Source organism: Pectobacterium carotovorum (assembly GCA_016415585.1).
Taxonomy (GTDB): Bacteria; Pseudomonadota; Gammaproteobacteria; order Enterobacterales; family Enterobacteriaceae; genus Pectobacterium; species Pectobacterium carotovorum_K.
The window spans coordinates 3410478-3424994 of the sequence record CP066552.1 but is presented as its reverse complement, the minus strand read 5'-3'; the positions used below and the strand labels follow the sequence as shown (position 1 = coordinate 3424994).

General features: G+C 51.6%; 18 protein-coding genes. 3 read left to right on the top strand and 15 right to left on the bottom strand.

Going from position 1 to position 14517, the window contains the following annotated elements; genetic code table 11:
* The gene (locus JFY74_15320; protein QQG27453.1) at positions 1 to 378 is read right to left on the bottom strand and encodes an ArsC family reductase; all 378 of its coding nucleotides are present in this window, start codon (positions 376 to 378) and stop codon (positions 1 to 3) included.
* 233 nt (positions 379 to 611) lie between these two features.
* On the opposite strand from JFY74_15320, the gene ypfM reads away from it, so the two are divergent.
* Complete coding sequence (gene ypfM / locus JFY74_15315; GenBank protein ID QQG30555.1) at positions 612 to 671, top strand: protein YpfM; 60 nt, start codon at positions 612 to 614, stop codon at positions 669 to 671.
* A gap of 170 nt (positions 672 to 841) precedes the next feature.
* Here ypfM and JFY74_15310 read toward each other — a convergent pair whose 3' ends face one another.
* Positions 842 to 1552 carry an aspartate/glutamate racemase family protein gene (locus JFY74_15310; protein QQG27452.1) on the bottom strand — a complete coding sequence of 237 codons (711 nt, stop codon included), beginning with the start codon at positions 1550 to 1552 and terminating at the stop codon, positions 842 to 844.
* A 217-nt stretch (positions 1553 to 1769) separates the two neighbouring features.
* On the opposite strand from JFY74_15310, the gene cspE reads away from it, so the two are divergent.
* Complete coding sequence (cspE, locus tag JFY74_15305; protein QQG27451.1) at positions 1770 to 1979, top strand: transcription antiterminator/RNA stability regulator CspE; 210 nt, start codon at positions 1770 to 1772, stop codon at positions 1977 to 1979.
* Positions 1980 to 2060: 81 nt separating this feature from the next.
* On the opposite strand, the gene crcB is transcribed toward cspE, so the two are convergent.
* Positions 2061 to 2444, bottom strand: a complete 384-nt coding sequence (gene crcB / locus JFY74_15300) for a fluoride efflux transporter CrcB (GenBank protein ID QQG27450.1) — start codon at positions 2442 to 2444, stop codon at positions 2061 to 2063.
* A gap of 555 nt (positions 2445 to 2999) precedes the next feature.
* Between crcB and tatA the strand changes: the two genes are divergently transcribed.
* The gene (gene tatA / locus JFY74_15295) at positions 3000 to 3197 is read left to right on the top strand and encodes a Sec-independent protein translocase subunit TatA (GenBank protein ID QQG27449.1); all 198 of its coding nucleotides are present in this window, start codon (positions 3000 to 3002) and stop codon (positions 3195 to 3197) included.
* A gap of 82 nt (positions 3198 to 3279) precedes the next feature.
* Here the strand turns inward: tatA and lipA are convergent, their stop codons facing one another.
* The 12 genes from lipA to lptE all read right to left on the bottom strand — a co-directional run bounded on the left by lipA (position 3280) and on the right by lptE (position 14511).
* Positions 3280 to 4245 (bottom strand): lipoyl synthase, encoded by a 966-nt coding sequence (gene lipA / locus JFY74_15290; GenBank protein QQG27448.1) that lies wholly within the window; start codon positions 4243 to 4245, stop codon positions 3280 to 3282.
* A 227-nt stretch (positions 4246 to 4472) separates the two neighbouring features.
* Positions 4473 to 5156 carry a lipoyl(octanoyl) transferase LipB gene (gene lipB, locus JFY74_15285; GenBank protein ID QQG27447.1) on the bottom strand — a complete coding sequence of 228 codons (684 nt, stop codon included), beginning with the start codon at positions 5154 to 5156 and terminating at the stop codon, positions 4473 to 4475.
* A gap of 165 nt (positions 5157 to 5321) precedes the next feature.
* Positions 5322 to 5585, bottom strand: a complete 264-nt coding sequence (locus tag JFY74_15280; GenBank protein QQG27446.1) for a YbeD family protein — start codon at positions 5583 to 5585, stop codon at positions 5322 to 5324.
* A 136-nt stretch (positions 5586 to 5721) separates the two neighbouring features.
* Positions 5722 to 6933, bottom strand: coding sequence for a D-alanyl-D-alanine carboxypeptidase DacA (gene dacA / locus JFY74_15275; protein ID QQG27445.1), 1212 nt, complete (start codon positions 6931 to 6933; stop codon positions 5722 to 5724).
* Between the two features lie 166 nt (positions 6934 to 7099).
* Positions 7100 to 8221, bottom strand: a complete 1122-nt coding sequence (gene rlpA, locus JFY74_15270; GenBank protein QQG27444.1) for an endolytic peptidoglycan transglycosylase RlpA — start codon at positions 8219 to 8221, stop codon at positions 7100 to 7102.
* 13 nt (positions 8222 to 8234) lie between these two features.
* A complete protein-coding gene (gene mrdB / locus JFY74_15265; GenBank protein ID QQG27443.1) occupies positions 8235 to 9347 on the bottom strand; it encodes a peptidoglycan glycosyltransferase MrdB in 1113 nt (370 codons plus the stop codon).
* A gap of 9 nt (positions 9348 to 9356) precedes the next feature.
* Positions 9357 to 11261 (bottom strand): peptidoglycan DD-transpeptidase MrdA, encoded by a 1905-nt coding sequence (gene mrdA, locus JFY74_15260; GenBank protein ID QQG27442.1) that lies wholly within the window; start codon positions 11259 to 11261, stop codon positions 9357 to 9359.
* Between the two features lie 33 nt (positions 11262 to 11294).
* Complete coding sequence (gene rlmH, locus JFY74_15255) at positions 11295 to 11765, bottom strand: 23S rRNA (pseudouridine(1915)-N(3))-methyltransferase RlmH (GenBank protein QQG27441.1); 471 nt, start codon at positions 11763 to 11765, stop codon at positions 11295 to 11297.
* A gap of 1 nt (position 11766) precedes the next feature.
* On the bottom strand, positions 11767 to 12084 hold the full coding sequence (gene rsfS / locus JFY74_15250) for a ribosome silencing factor (GenBank protein QQG27440.1): 318 nt from the start codon (positions 12082 to 12084) through the stop codon (positions 11767 to 11769).
* A 194-nt stretch (positions 12085 to 12278) separates the two neighbouring features.
* The gene (nadD, locus tag JFY74_15245) at positions 12279 to 12968 is read right to left on the bottom strand and encodes a nicotinate-nucleotide adenylyltransferase (GenBank protein QQG27439.1); all 690 of its coding nucleotides are present in this window, start codon (positions 12966 to 12968) and stop codon (positions 12279 to 12281) included.
* Positions 12935 to 13960, bottom strand: coding sequence for a DNA polymerase III subunit delta (gene holA, locus JFY74_15240; protein ID QQG27438.1), 1026 nt, complete (start codon positions 13958 to 13960; stop codon positions 12935 to 12937). The genes nadD and holA overlap by 34 nt, the downstream gene beginning before the upstream one ends.
* The gene (lptE, locus tag JFY74_15235) at positions 13957 to 14511 is read right to left on the bottom strand and encodes an LPS assembly lipoprotein LptE (protein QQG27437.1); all 555 of its coding nucleotides are present in this window, start codon (positions 14509 to 14511) and stop codon (positions 13957 to 13959) included. The genes holA and lptE overlap by 4 nt, the downstream gene beginning before the upstream one ends.
* Positions 14512 to 14517 lie beyond the last annotated feature (6 nt).

Sequence of the window (14517 nt, the reverse complement as noted above, 5' to 3'; positions counted from 1 at the left end):
TTATTTGTTCTCCGCAATAAATTTCTGGTAGCTATCGATACTGAAACCAAGCAGCGCGTGGCCGTCATCGGTCATCAGTAACGGCCGTTTAATCACCGCTGGTTGCTCCAGCATCAAGTTTTTGGCGGCCTCTGCGCTGTCGCTGGTATCGCTGTTGATCCGTTCACGCCATTCTTCGCTGAGCTTGCGCCATGTCGTTCCGCGCGTATTGAGTAAGGCCTGAAACCCCAATTTGTCGATAAAACGCTGGAGCTGTTGTTCATCCAGACCGTCGGCACGGTAGTCGTGGAAGCGATAGGCTACCTGTTGCTCGTCCAGCCAGCGGCGCGCTTTCTTTATAGTGTCACAGTTTTTGATGCCGTACATGGTCAGCGCCATAGGGATAAAATCCTTTCTGCTTATTGGGTTGCATGACGATTGCTGTTCAGGACAGCACAGCCTGACTGAGCTTAATCGTGCGATAGCCCAGCATGCCGAAAAAAGGCGGGGAGATCTACTGTGAACTGTGTTGCAGAAATGTGAGGAAGTATGATTTTTATACTTTCATAACACTTTTACCTGATTAAAAAGTGTGCATATAATGCGTCGCCGTTAATCACCAAGAGGTTCGCATGGTAGAAGTAGAAGTGAGTACTTGGAAAGATTTTATTGAAGCAATGTTACGTAAATAATAACGAGAAGTACTGTTAGTCATTGCATACCATACCAGGAATAAAATCATACGAATAAAGCAGTGTTGAGTCTCTCAATGCTGCTTTTTTTCTTTGTGAAAAGGGGAAACCTGAGTAAATAAAAGAGGCTATTATTAGTTTGCGTATGAATTTTATTTTATCTAACTAATTCATGACGATGGCTGGCTAAGCGCAAATTTCGCAGCGGCAATCGCGTGGAGCCTGCTGGTATCAAAAAGAGGAACCTTCGCATCCTGGGCACTGATTAATAGCGGGATCTCCGTACAACCCAGAATGATGCCTTCCGCGCCTTGCTGTTCAAGCTGCTGGATAATGTTCCGATAGACCTGCCTTGATGCGTCGTTAATGTTCCCCAGACACAGTTCGTCGTAAATGATGCGATTAACGGCTTCTTTCCCCTTATGGTCAGGAACCATCACCTCCACGCCAAATCGTTCCTGAATGCGCTGGCGATAGAAATCCTGCTCCATTGTGTAGCGGGTTCCGAGCAAACCGACTTTCTTCAATCCATGTTGTTTCAGACTGGTACCGGTAGCATCAGCAATATGCAAAAGGGGAAGCTGGCAGGCTCGTTCAACGTCATCGGCCACTTTATGCATGGTGTTGGTGCAGATGACGATCGCCTCTGCGCCTGCCTGACGTAATCCCACCGCGATATTGCCGAGTACGGCGGCTGATTGCTCCCAATCACCTTGTGACTGCAGCCGTTCGATCTCGTGGAAATCCACGCTGTGCAGGATGATTTTAGCGGAGTGTAGGCCGCCAAGTTGATTCTTCACATACTCGTTGATAATGCGGTAATACGGAATCGTGGATTCCCAACTCATGCCCCCGATCAGACCCAGCGTTTTGTTTACCATGGTGCCTTCCTTCATATCGTAAAAAGTGATGAATCGGCCAGAACTGAACTCTCTGCGTTCTGCATCGGGTTAAAATAGGACAGCGGAGTTGCGGGGTATACATTTTTAGCGACTTTTATCACTTTTTATCCAACTTCAACTGGACAAAAGGCCAATCTATTGCTGTACTGTACCTGACACAGATTTTGTGTCTTTCATTCATGTAAAGGTAAGTTTGATGTCTAAGATTAAAGGTAGTGTTAAGTGGTTCAATGAGTCTAAAGGCTTCGGTTTCATCACTCCTGAAGATGGTAGCAAAGACGTGTTCGTACACTTCTCTGCCATCCAGAGCAATGGTTTCAAAACTCTGGCTGAAGGTCAGCGTGTAGAGTTCGAAATCACTGACGGTGCCAAAGGTCCTTCAGCTGCTAACGTTAACGCTATTTAATTATACCGATTTCGTGAAAAACCCGCCTATGGCGGGTTTTTTTTGCTTCAATTTCCACGTGCTATCAATTTCCACATGACATCAGTGCGTTGTCACCCACGTGACCAGAGTAAACGCCAGTGCGGTCATGAGCAACGAACCCGCCAGATTCAACAACACATGCAACCCCGCCGCCGCTAGCTGCCCGCTTTGTAGGAACATGACGACTTCTGCAGAAAAGGTCGAAAACGTTGTTAATCCGCCGCACAGTCCGGTGGTAATCAATATTTTCCAGTCTTGATCGAGATGAGGATGGCGCAGGAAGAAGGCTAACGCGCCGCCAATAACGAAAGCACCAATCAGGTTGGCAAGCAGCGTGCCCAGCGGCAGCGTTGGATACAGATTGTTAAACTTCACACCCAACTGCCAGCGCGCCACGCTACCGACTCCACCACCAATAAATACCGCGAGTAATGTACTAAACATAGAAACCTTTCTTGGGTTGCTTTTACCTAGATTGTTTTTGCTATCTCGGAGAGTGTTGGGCAGGACGCTACGCCCTCTCTGCGAGGTGGACGTAGACATCATTAGCCGAGTGGCGGTTGTACCCTGTTTTTAAGGCTGTCAGCGTTTTGGCTGCGCGAGGGTAGGGAGGAATGTCATCTCCGCTTTAGTAGGGAAAGTGTACGCCGTCAGACGGGATTTTTGTAGTGATGTCGGGGCGAAAGTTGTAAAGCAATCTGAATGCGGGCGAAAGCACTTTTGCAGCGTCTTACTTTGTTACAGATGCTAATTGTGCCCTGCTGCGTAAGGTTTTACATATACTCGTCATACTTCAAGCTGCATGTGCGTTGGCTGCATTCACTCACCCGAATCACTTACTTGAGTAAGCTCATCGGGATTCCTTCTCTTGCCGCCTTCCTGCAACTCGAATTATTTAGAGTATAAAGCACTGAAGATTTTTTCTACAGCGTGCTTTGTAGAGAAGAGAATAGTCTCGTTTGCTGGCGTCTCCAGCCTCTGTAAATCAGGTAGGTTTGTATGGAAGGTATCAGTATTGCCAAGCTGTTGGTGATTGGCGCATTAATCATTCTGCTGTTCGGTACGAATAAACTTCGTAGCCTCGGCGGTGACTTGGGCGCGGCGATTAAAGGCTTCAAGAAGGCGATGAATGACGATCAACCGGCGAAGACGGATGATACGACAGCGCTGAATGATTCTTCTCGTAAAGAATCCTGATCGCATCTCACACAGCAAAACGGACGGCAATAGCCGTCCGTTTTTTATTCCACACAAAAAATGTGTAAATATGTATGAGCGCTTATTTTACTTCGATGCCCTTTGCCTGTAGGTCGGCATGGTAGGACGAGCGAACAAATGGACCGCAGGCAGCGTGGGTAAAGCCCATCGCCATCGCTTCGGCCTTCATCTCATCGAACTCATCCGGGCTGACGTAGCGCTGTACTGGCAGGTGATGGCGGCTCGGCTGTAAATATTGTCCCAGCGTCAGCATCGTCACACCGTGGCGGCGCAGGTCACGCATCACTTCCACGATTTCAGCATTGGTTTCCCCCAATCCAACCATCAGGCCAGATTTGGTTGGGATATCTGGATGCGCTTTTTTGAAGTTTTCCAGCAGCTTCAGTGACCACTCATAGTTCGCACCAGGACGAACCTGACGGTAAACGCGCGGTACGTTTTCCAGATTGTGGTTGAACACATCTGGCGGTGTGGCGGTCAGGATCTCTAACGCGCGATCCATACGACCACGGAAGTCTGGCACCAGCGTTTCGATGCGGATATTCGGGTTCTTGCGGCGAATAGCGCTAATGCAGTCTGCAAAGTGCTGGGCTCCACCGTCGCGCAGATCATCACGGTCAACGGAGGTGATCACGACATAGCGTAAGCCCATGTCATGGATGGTCTGTGCCAGTTTCTCAGGCTCATTGGCATCCGGCGTAAGCGGGCGGCCGTGGGCAACGTCACAGAACGGGCAGCGACGCGTACAAATGGCGCCCAGAATCATGAAGGTGGCGGTACCGTGGTTGAAACACTCCGCCAGATTCGGACAGGACGCTTCTTCGCAAACTGAGTGCAACCCGTTTTTGCGCATGGCCGCTTTGATTCCCTGAATACGGCTTGAATCCGCCGGAAGCTTAATCTTCATCCATTCAGGTTTGCGCAGAAGCTCTTGGCGTTCGGTGACGACGGTACGTACCGGGATTAGCGCCATCTTATCGGCATCGCGGTATTTGACGCCGCGTTCGATCTGAATCGGTTTACTCATGTTTGCGTAAGTTCCAGTTCTGAATCGTTTCTTTAAATTTGTAATTCAAATTCAAAGGATTATGTTTTTAGTTAAACTTTTTTTTAAAAAACTATAAAAATTATATCATCTTGCCTAACCACAATCAGCCTTTGCGCGATCAAAATGAAGAAATTATGTGAATAAAATGTAATTTATCAAAAAACGATCGTCTAACTGACTGATTTTTATTAACAGGATGAAATGCATTAACCAGGAAGTGGCTCACCCTGAACGTCCAGATTCCACGGGACAAATTCGGGTGCGGAATAGCCGACTAGCTGTAAAAAGGTATTCACCAGCACGGGGGCAGTGTCATCCAGCGTGACGCCCGGCACCAGATCGCTGAGTTGCGCCATCTCCATACCGGCGTAACCACACGGATTAATACGCAGGAAAGGGGAGAGATCCATGGCAATGTTGAGTGCCAGTCCATGGAAAGAGCAGCCTTTACGAATACGCAGCCCTAACGAGCAGATTTTACGTTCAGCCACATAGACGCCGGGTGCATCAGGGCGCGCATGGGCTTCAATCTGGAAATGTGCCAGCGTGCCAATCACGGTGTTTTCGATGGCGGTGACAAGTTGACGAACGCCGAGCTTGCGACGCTTCAGGTCAATCAACACGTACATGACCTGCTGACCGGGGCCGTGGTAGGTTACCTGACCGCCTCTGTCGCTCTGAATCACGGGAATGTCACCGGGCATGAGGACATGTTCGGCTTTGCCTGCCTGACCCTGCGTGAATACGCGGGGATGCTGAACCAGCCAGATTTCATCTGGGGTTTTATCATCACGTCGGTCGGTGAAATTATGCATCGCCAGAGAGACGGGGTCATACGGCTGTACGTCAAATTGGCGTACGATGATCTTATCCTGTAGCAAGTGTGTCATCTTCAGGTTAAGGAAAGGTGGGGGAGATTATAACGGCGGGAAGCGTCAGCGAACAGTCCTATGCAAAACTATGCGGTATAAAACTATGTAGTATAAAATTATTCCGCATTCGCCAATTTTCCCGCCCGTTCTTCTTACAGCTCGATGCTTACAGAACTATATGCCTTACAGAACCATGCGCACGATGTCTATGTTGCCCAGTTCTTCGTACAGCGTTTCCACCTGCTCAATGTGAGTCGCCGTGATGGTGATGGAAACCGAGTGATAATTCCCTTTGCTGCTGGGTTTGATCTGCGGCGTGTAATCGCCTGGCGCATGACGCTGTACCACTTCAACGACCAGATCGACTAACTCTGGTTTTGCCTCGCCCATGACTTTGTAGGTAAAAACACAGGGGAATTCAAGCAGTTCGTTTAATTTGGTTTTCATTTGCGCTCCAGAGAGGGTAATACATCGGTATTAGCACTGACATAACGACATTATACTAAAAAATATAACTCCCGCGTTGTGCGGGAGTTATGGATGGTATTTATATGGGGGCGTTTTGGCCCCATACAAGGGGGGATTAGCCGAACCAGTGATGGAACATCAGTTTGATGTAGTCGATCATGCGGCCAAAGATCCCGCCTTCTTTCACTTCGTTCATGACTACTAGCGGGCGCTGATCGATGGTTTTGCCATCCAGTTGGAAGTTGATAGAACCCACAACCTGATTTTTGGCTAATGGCGCATGCAGTTCCGTATTATCCAGAACATAACTGGCTTTCAGATCTTTCATACGGCCACGCGGAATGGTCAGGTAGGCATCTTTCTCAACGCCCAGCGCAACGCGGTCGCTGTCGCCAAACCAGACGGGCTCAGAAGCGAATTCTTTGCCTGCTTTCAATGGCGCGACGGTTTCAAAGAAGCGGAAGCCCCAGGTCAGCAGTTTCTTGCTTTCTGACTCGCGTCCTTTAGCGTTACGTCCGCCCAGTACCGCCGAAATCAGGCGCATCTGACCTTCTGTTGCCGAGGCGACCAGATTAAAGCCGGCTGATGACGTATGGCCCGTTTTGATGCCGTCAACATTCAGGCTGGAATCCCACAGCAAACCGTTACGGTTAGGCTGGCGAATATTGTTGAACGTGAACTCTTTCTCTTTGTAGGTCGCGTACTCTTCTGGCACATCACGGATCAGCGCCTGACCGATCAGGGCCATATCGCGTGCCGAACTGAACTGGCCCGGTGCATCAAGACCGTGCACGGTTTCAAAATTGGTATTTTTCAGCCCCAGTGCTTTCACGTAACCGTTCATCAGGTTAACGAAGGCATCCTGACTGCCAGCAACGTAGTCGGCCATCGCGACGCAGGCATCGTTACCGGATTGCAGGATAATGCCGCGGTTTAACTGGGAGACAGGAACGCGGTCGCCCGGCTTCAGGAACATCAGGGAAGAACCCTGGAAAGTCGGGTTGCCGGTTGCCCAGGCATCTTTACCGACGGTAACGATGTCATTCGGGCTGATTTTTCCTGATTTAATGGCCTGACCAATCACGTAGCTGGTCATCATTTTCGTTAAGCTGGCCGGATCGCGGCGCGTGTCGGCATTCATTTCCGCCAACACTTTCCCAGAGTTGTAATCAATCAGGATGTAGGATTCAGCATCGATTTGCGGGACGCCGGGGATCATCGTTTTAAGATTGATATCTTCGGCATAGGCAAAGGAAGAGGCGCTAATGGCGAGCAGTGCGCCAAGCGCAGTACGTTTAGTAAAACGAGACGTGTTTACAGTATTCATGATTGGAACAACAACATCCGTGGGTATGAGTTAAAAAACGAGCCACACTATAGCAGATGGGAAATAGGCAGGCATCAGACATTACGTTACGTGATTTTGCAAAAGGGCGGTATGTTCAATGCCATAGCCGCCTTTTTCGCTGCGTGAGTCTGCCGATTATCCGTTACTAGAGGGTGCTGGGTGCGGCGGTAATAAACGACTGCTGCTGAGCTTCGACTGACAAACGTTGTTGAAGTTCAGCGGCTTGCTGACGATTCTGGAATGGCCCCAGTTGAATACGATACAGGCCGCCGCTCGCCGTGACTTTCCCGGCCACGCGGAAGCGTTCGCTCAGGCTGCGCTGCCAGGTTTGCGCGCGCTGCTGATCGCTCAGTGCACCGACCTGAACCACATAGCGACCCGTGGCGGAAGGCGTTGCAGCCACAGGAGCAGTAACCGCAGCCGCTGCTGGCGCGACATTCATTGGCGCAGCGGATGATGATGGCGCTACCGCTGGCGTCACGCTGGATTCAACCACGCCAGCACGCAGAGCGGAAGGCGCACCCAAAAAACCGCCGCTGTGTGATGGTGTGCTGCTCTGCGGCTGAGCATCTTCTGTTGGTGTGCTCAGGCTGCTATTACTGATCGGGCGTACGGCGCTGTTGGGCGTGGGTGACGTCGTTTCCATTATCGGTGTACCCAGCCCGCTGGCGCCGAAGCTCGGGCGTTCCGGCAGGGCGAAGCTTTGCTTGGCGACGGTGGTGCCCACGGTTCCGGGACCGGAGAGCGTGCCGTCTGGCGCGACGTTGATGAAGTCCACTTTTACTTTGGTATTGTTCGAGATGTTCAGCCGATCGCCTGCGGCCTTCGACAGATCGATAATTCTGCCCGGCGTATACGGCCCGCGATCGTTCACACGTACCACCAGACGGCGACCGTTACTCAGGTTGGTCACGCGGACATAGCTTGGCAGAGGCAGCGTCGGGTGGGCAGCGGTTATTGCATTAGGGTCAAACGTTTCGCCGATTGACGTGCGGTTGCCGCTGGCTTCTTCGCCATACCATGCCGCTAAACCTGTCTCGCTAAAATTTTGCGGATTTTTGACAATCTTATAGATCTTGCCTTTGATGTTGTAGTCTTGCAGCGTGCCCTGGTTATAGGGTTCATAACGTGGTTCTGCGCCACCGATCTCTTCCGTCGGTCCGCTGTAAACCTGAGTCACGGGCGGCGTAGGTTGCCGTTGTTCCGTTGTGGTACAGGCCGCAAGCGCCAGAGTTGCTACGCCGACCCAAAGCCAATCCTTACGCATTGCTCACCTCGTGTTATAAATTCTTAGATAGCAGTTTGCGGTGAGTATGTATCGACATGACGATACCGAACCCCGCCATTAAGACGACCAGCGCCGACCCGCCGTAGCTGACTAGCGGCAGCGGCACGCCAACGACGGGAAGTATACCGCTGACCATCCCGATATTGACGAACACATAGAAAAACAGAATCAACATTAGCCCGCCGACCATGACCCGGCCGAACGAAGTTTGCGCATTCGCGGCGATGACTAGACCGCGCATGATCATGAACAGATACATGGCGAGCAGAATTAAGACGCCGATTAACCCGAGCTCTTCTGACAACACAGCAAAGATAAAGTCGGTGTGGCGCTCTGGCAGAAACTCTAACTGAGACTGTGTGCCATGCAGCCAGCCTTTCCCAGACAGGCCACCTGAGCCTATCGCAATTTTCGACTGAATAATATGGTACCCGGCCCCGAGCGGATCGCTTTCTGGATCGAGCAGCATCATGACCCTGGCGCGCTGATAGTCATGCATCAGGAAAAACCAGAGTATAGGAATAAAAGCGGCGAGTAGCAGTACGGCGATGCCAATTAACCGCCAGCTCATGCCTGCGAGGAAAAGCACAAATAACCCTGATAGCGCGACCAGAATCGAGGTACCTAAGTCGGGCTGTGCGGCAACCAGCAGCGTAGGGACAAAAATCAGCACCAGCGCGATTGCCGTATTTTTTAACGACGGTGGACACATATCACGGTTGATAAAACGCGCGACCATCAGCGGTACGGCGATTTTGGCAATTTCTGACGGCTGAAAGCGAATAAAGCCCAGATCCAGCCAGCGCTGTGCGCCTTTACTGATCTGCCCAAAAATATCCACGATGAGTAGCAAAATCACGCAGACGATGTAGAGGTAGGGGGCCCAGCCTTCGTATACGCGCGGGGGAATTTGCGCCATCACGATCATCACCGTAAACCCCAACACGATTTGAACGACTTTTCGTTCCATCATGCCGATGTCCTGCCCGCTGGCGCTCCATAAGACAAATAGGCTATAGCCCAGCAGAGCCAGGATGCAGAGAAGAAACGGGAGGTCGATATGGATTTTCGCCCAGAACGATCCCTTTTGTTGGCTATCGGTCATGACTGTCTGTTACTCACTCTCGCTACCCGGCGGCGCAGGAGGCGCACTAGGTAAATCGGTATTGTTATCACCCAGCAGAATATGGTCAAGGATCTGGCGGGTGATGGTGCCAACGGTCGGGCCTGCTCCACCGTTTTCCAGAATAATCGACATCGCTACTTTAGGGTCTTTATACGGGGCAAACGCAACCATTAATTTATGGTCACGCAGATGTTCTGCGATCTTGTGCGCATTATAGGTTTCGTTTTCTTTCAGGCCGAAAACCTGCGCCGTACCGGATTTGGCTGCAATTTTATAAGGCGCATCCTCAAAGCTTTTGCGGGCAGTTCCGTTAGGTCGATTAGCTACGCCATACATCCCATCCTTCGCCACTTCCCAATAGCCAGAGTGGATGTTGCCAATTTGCTGATTCTCTGTCTGCCGGAAAGGCACAATCTTGCCATTTTCCCGCGAGCTATAAAGCAGATGCGGCGTTTTGACTTGACCGTCGTTGATCAGCGTAACCAGTGCCTTATTCATTTGGATAGGCGTCGCGGTCCAGTAGCCTTGGCCAATTCCTACTGGAATGGTATCTCCCTGATACCAGGGCTTTTTGAACCGTCCTAATTTCCACTCGCGCGTTGGCATATTGCCTTTGCTTTCTTCTGAAATATCGATGCCGGTTTTCTCGCCGTAACCAAATTTGCTCATCCATTCAGACAGGCGATCGATACCCATGTCATAAGCGACCTGATAGAAGAAGGTATCCGCGGATTCTTCCAGCGATTTGGTGAGGTTAAGACGACCATGTCCCCACTTTTTCCAGTCACGGAAGCGCTTTTCGGAGCCCGGTAATTGCCACCAGCCAGGATCGAACAGGCTGGTGTTAGTGGTGATCACGCCAGCTGTCAGGGCGGAAACCGCGATATAAGGTTTAACGGTGGAGGCGGGGGGATAAATCCCCTGTGTTGCTCGGTTGATCAAAGGACGGTCGGGATCGTTTTGTAGTTTGTTATAATTTTTGGTGGAAATACCGTCAACAAACAAATTGGGATCGTAGCTGGGTGTGGAAACCATCGCCAGAATACCACCGTCGCGTGGGTCAGTGACGATCACTGCGGCGCGGCTACCTCCCAGCAGTTTCTCAATGTAGATTTGCAGGCTCAGATCCAGCGTCAGATAAATATCACGCCCAGCCTGCGGCGGCTGTTCGTGGAGCTGGCGGATCACGCGGCCACGGTTGTTAACTTCAACTTCCTCATATCCCGGCTTGCCGTGGAGCAGATCTTCGTAATGGCGTTCAATACCCAGCTTACCGATGTCACGTGTGGCGGCATAATCTGCAATTTTTTCTTCTTTGGTCAGCCGCTCCACATCTTTATCGGTGATTTTGGAAACATAACCTGTGACATGCGTCAGGGCAGAGCCATAAGGATAATAGCGGCGTTGATAGCCTTTAACTTCAACACCGGGGAAGCGATATTGGTTGACGGCAAAACGGGCGACCTGAATCTCATCCAGCCCGCTTTTTACAGGGATAGAGGTAAAACGGCGTGAGCGCTTGCGCTCTTTTTCAAAATTTTCCAGATCGTTATCGGTCAAATCGACGACAGGGCGCAGGGCTTCGAGCGTGTCTTTCAGGTTGTCGACTTTATCGGGTACCAGTTCTAACTGATAGATGGTACGGTTCAACGCCAGCGGGATGCCGTTACGGTCATAGATAATGCCGCGGCTGGGCGCGATCGGAACCAGCTTAATGCGGTTCTCGTTAGAACGTGTGCGGTAGTCATCAACACGCACAATTTGCAGATGATAAAGATTAGCGACTAATACACCAGAAAGCAGCAAAATGCCTAGAAATGCCACCAAAGCACGGCGCACGAACAAGGCGGACTCTGCCGTATAATCACGAAAGGGTTTACGTTCTACTTTCATCCAGCGTTATTTCACAGGTTTCATCGTATCGCCTTACTCCCGATGGTAAGGGTGATTAGTCGTAATGCTCCATGCTCGATACAGGCTCTCTGCCACCAGTACACGAACGAGCGGGTGCGGCAGTGTTAACGGAGAGAGCGACCAGCTTTGTTCCGCTGCGGCTTTGCATTCTGGTGAAAGCCCTTCAGGCCCGCCTATCAACAGACTGACGTCGCGCCCGTCCTGTTTCCAGCGCTCCAGCTGTTGCGCCAACTGCGGCGTCTCCCAGCGAGTCCCTGGAATATCCAGCGTAACAATGCGGTTGCCTTTGCCTACTGCGGCTAGCATCTGTTCGCCTTCGCGCTCCAGAATGCGTTTAATGTCCGCATTTTTACCCCGTTTCCCCGCCGGAATTTCGAGTAATTCGAAAGGCATGTCCTTTGGGAAACGGCGCAGATAATCGGTGAAACCAGTCTGCACCCAGTCGGGCATTTTGGTGCCAACGGCAACCAGTTGCAGTTTCATACTAGCCCCACAGCTTTTCTAATTCGTACAACTGGCGGCTTTCTTCTTGCATGACATGAACCATCACGTCACCTAAATCGACAACAACCCAGTCAGCAGCACTTTCGCCCTCGACACCGAGTGGGATCAGACCCGCGGCGCGTGAAGACTGCACAACGTGATCGGCAATAGACGCGACATGACGCGTAGAGGTTCCCGTACAGATAACCATGTAATCGGTGATGCTGGACTTACCCTGCACGTTAAGTGCAACAATATCTTGGGCTTTTAAGTCATCGACCTTATCAATAACGAAGTCTTGGAGTGCTTGGCCTTGCAAAGGTTCCCCCTCAATGGCGTTTTGTCAGCAACTGACGAACGCGTGTGGCGCTGAATGGTTTAAGAAAAAGGTGAATCACCGAGTAATTGCCGATAATTTCCGCTTTTCCTGGTGATTGAAACCAGCCGCGGAGTATATCACGCACTTTTACCGAGTGGTATAAAGCCCGTGGTTGATGGGCAGGAAAAGCGGCGTTATTGGTACAGGCCGCTTTCGTCGATGTAGCTGAGCACGGCGGGAGGTAATAAATCGTGACAGTCCAGACCTTGCTGGCGACGTTGGCGAATGTCCGTTGCGGAAATGGTGACCAGCGGCGTGTCTGCCAAAAAAATCCGCCCATGCGGTTGCTGATGAAGATCGTCCGGCGTGTGCGTCAGATGATCGTCCAGCCACTGTTGTAGCTCGGGCGTTTCCAGCGTCGAGCGATAGCCGGGCCGAGCGCATACCAGCAAATGACAAACGTTCAGCAGATCTTGCCAGCGATGCCAATGGTGTAGCGTCAGCAGAGAATCTTGCCCGATGATAAAGCCCAGCGGTGCATCACAGCCTTTTTCAGCCCGCAACGCCTCCAGCGTATCGGTGGTATAGGAGGGGGTTTGCCGTTTCAGTTCACGATCGTCCACGGTAAATAGCGGGTTGCCTTCAACGGCCAGCTCAGCCATATGAAAACGCTGTCGGGAACTGGCTTCGGGCTGCTGCCGGTGTGGCGGAACGTTATTGGGCATCAGGACGACTTGAGTCAGCCCCACGAGCTTTGCTAGTGCGGCCACTGGCTGAAGATGACCGTAATGAATGGGGTCGAACGTACCGCCAAAAAATGCGGTCAGCGATGGCGTAGCGGGTGACGTATTCAGATCAATGCCTCCGGCAAGGCTTTGCCGCACAGCAGCATGGCAAGCGATTCCAGTTCAGACCAAACGGACTGACCATAGTCTTGCTTTAAGGTTATTTCTACCTGCGTCAACAATCGTACGGCCTGTTGTAGCTGCTGAAGAGAGAGCCGCTGTAATGCCTGAGTGAGCAGGTCACGTCGGTTTTGCCACACTTTTTGCTGATCGAATAGCGTACGCAGCGGCGTGTCTGACATGCGCCGTTTCAGCGCCAGCAGCTGTAGCAGTTCACGCTGTAGCGTGCGTAGCAAAATGACAGGTTCGCAATCTTCCTGTTTTAGCTGCTGCAAAATGTGCCAGGCGCGTTTGCCTTTTCCTGCCAGTAATGCATCCAGCCAATGGAACGGCGTGAAGTGAGCGGCATCATTAACTGCGCTTTCCACACGCGGTAGGGTCAGCTTGCCATCGGGATAAAGCAGTGCCAGCCGCTCTAACGCCTGAGACAGCGCAAGCAGGTTGCCTTCATAGCAATAGCAAATGAGCTGCGTGGCTTGTTCATCCAGCGTCAACTTCATGGATTTGGCACGCTGGGCGACCCAGCGGGGAAGCTGTGCCTGTTCTGGTGTAAGACAATTGATATAGACGCTGTCTTGCGCCAGCGCTTTGAACCAGGCGCTGTTTTCCTGCGCTTTGGTCAGCTTATGACCGCGCAGAATCAGCAAAATATCGGGGTGCAATAATCCAGAGAGCTTAACCAGATTTTCACCCATCGCGGCATTTGGACCGTTCTCCGGCAAGACCAGTAAGAGCGATTGGCGCGAGGCGAACAGGCTGAGCGCCTGACAGGTGCTGAAAATCGCATCCCAGTCGGTATGAAGATCCAGGATGAAACTGAAATGCTCGCTGAATTCGTGCTGTTGAGCGACCCGTTTGATGCTGTCGAGACTTTCCTGCAGCAGGAGCGGGTCTGAACCAAAGACCAAATAACAACCGCGCAGCCCCTCATGGAGCTGCGCGGTGAGTTGTTCGGGGTAAAGCCGAATCATGAACGCGTGGCGGCAGTAGGTGAATCAGTGGACTGCAACCGATTTTTGACTTCCTGACTACCGTTGATGGTCAGCAATTTACGCACCAACTGCTGGGCAGCCTGCTCGCGCATTTCCTGACGGACGATGTCCTGTTCGGCATCTTTCGCCAGTGCAGCCAGCGGGTTATCAAAGAACGTGCGGAACACCGTCACGCTGAGCGGATAAATATCTTCACCCGGCATCAGCACCTGCGCCTGCAACGTCAGCACCATCTGGTACTCCGCTGTTTTACCGTCCTGAAAAATAGAGACGGTATCGCGCGTTTCGCTTGAGCCCAGTACCCGCAGAGACGGGATATCCTGACGCGTCGCATCGTCAACGATTTTTACATCGCTAAGACGGAGCTGCTCACGTACTGCACGCGTTAGCGGGCCATAAGGATCGCTGCTGTCGAGCACCAGTGTTTGTAACTGCGCAGGCACTTGTGTCGTGCCGCGCAGATGAAAACCGCAGCCCGCGGTGATTAACACCGCCAGCCCCAGCAACAACGTGAATAGACGATGTCGCACAGTTCC

Excerpts from the sequence above, each read along its gene's own strand:
- JFY74_15320 (QQG27453.1), bottom strand. The coding sequence starts at position 378 with ATGGCGCTGACCATGTACGGCATCAAAAACTGTGACACTATAAAGAAA.
- JFY74_15310 (QQG27452.1), bottom strand. The coding sequence starts at position 1,552 with ATGGTAAACAAAACGCTGGGTCTGATCGGGGGCATGAGTTGGGAATCC.
- cspE (QQG27451.1), top strand. The coding sequence starts at position 1,770 with ATGTCTAAGATTAAAGGTAGTGTTAAGTGGTTCAATGAGTCTAAAGGC.
- crcB (QQG27450.1), bottom strand. The coding sequence starts at position 2,444 with ATGTTTAGTACATTACTCGCGGTATTTATTGGTGGTGGAGTCGGTAGC.
- tatA (QQG27449.1), top strand. The coding sequence starts at position 3,000 with ATGGAAGGTATCAGTATTGCCAAGCTGTTGGTGATTGGCGCATTAATC.
- lipA (QQG27448.1), bottom strand. The coding sequence starts at position 4,245 with ATGAGTAAACCGATTCAGATCGAACGCGGCGTCAAATACCGCGATGCC.
- lipB (QQG27447.1), bottom strand. The coding sequence starts at position 5,156 with ATGACACACTTGCTACAGGATAAGATCATCGTACGCCAATTTGACGTA.
- JFY74_15280 (QQG27446.1), bottom strand. The coding sequence starts at position 5,585 with ATGAAAACCAAATTAAACGAACTGCTTGAATTCCCCTGTGTTTTTACC.
- dacA (QQG27445.1), bottom strand. The coding sequence starts at position 6,933 with ATGAATACTGTAAACACGTCTCGTTTTACTAAACGTACTGCGCTTGGC.
- rlpA (QQG27444.1), bottom strand. The coding sequence starts at position 8,221 with ATGCGTAAGGATTGGCTTTGGGTCGGCGTAGCAACTCTGGCGCTTGCG.
- mrdB (QQG27443.1), bottom strand. The coding sequence starts at position 9,347 with ATGACCGATAGCCAACAAAAGGGATCGTTCTGGGCGAAAATCCATATC.
- mrdA (QQG27442.1), bottom strand. The coding sequence starts at position 11,261 with ATGAAAGTAGAACGTAAACCCTTTCGTGATTATACGGCAGAGTCCGCC.
- rlmH (QQG27441.1), bottom strand. The coding sequence starts at position 11,765 with ATGAAACTGCAACTGGTTGCCGTTGGCACCAAAATGCCCGACTGGGTG.
- holA (QQG27438.1), bottom strand. The coding sequence starts at position 13,960 with ATGATTCGGCTTTACCCCGAACAACTCACCGCGCAGCTCCATGAGGGG.